This window comes from Bradyrhizobium sp. 33ap4, from assembly GCF_032654765.1.
Taxonomy (GTDB): Bacteria; Pseudomonadota; Alphaproteobacteria; order Rhizobiales; family Xanthobacteraceae; genus Bradyrhizobium; species Bradyrhizobium australafricanum.
Genome location: NZ_JAUMTJ010000258.1, coordinates 1 through 582, shown reverse-complemented (window position 1 = coordinate 582; position 582 = coordinate 1). Strand labels below are relative to the sequence as shown.

The following is a 582-nucleotide window of genomic DNA, read 5'->3' as shown; positions in this document are numbered from 1 at the left end:
CCCGTTCCAGATAGCGTTCCTCTGGACGTTGCGTATGTGCTCGTGCTTGATGTACCGGTAGCGGTACTTTTTCTAACTTCCGCAAGAAATCGTGGGGCCTTTAACGTCTTCGTTATGACATCTCCTTTTTCCCAGAGAGCCAGGTTCACGTCGTCATCGCACTGTATTTTCAGCTTTTCCAGAGAAACCTTCTTCGCGCCTGCGTACTGTGTACACTCTTGGGAGAAACGCATCTTCCGCCTCATCACACAGAGCCAACGTCTTTAAGTCTTATCCGTTTAGCTGCGCGGATGAAGCACTGTTGATGGCTGCAACGACCAAGTCGAAATTCGCACAGTACGAGCACGCACACTGCTGCTGATGTGGGACTGTGTGCACCCACTTGGGCCGGAGTGTGTAAAATTTCGTTATACCCATTTTTACGCCTGAGTTAGCGCCACTGAAGAGGTTGAAAGTCTCGCGAATGGAGCGCGTCATAAACCTTTTGGTGACAGCCACTCTCTCGCCATCCTTCAGCACATGGATAACATCCTTCTTGTTCGGGCTTCGGACAGAGCAGTCCATGTCGTCTTCCAGATAGTA

At 50.5% G+C, this 582-nt stretch carries 2 protein-coding genes; both read right to left on the bottom strand.

From position 1 onward, the window contains the following. Positions 1-233: hypothetical protein (locus Q2M23_RS43835; protein WP_316399565.1), on the bottom strand; the 233-nt coding region annotated here is incomplete at its 3' end. 37 nt (positions 234-270) lie between these two features. Beyond that, positions 271-582 (bottom strand): hypothetical protein (locus Q2M23_RS43830; protein ID WP_316399564.1); only part of this gene is annotated, 312 nt, incomplete at its 5' end.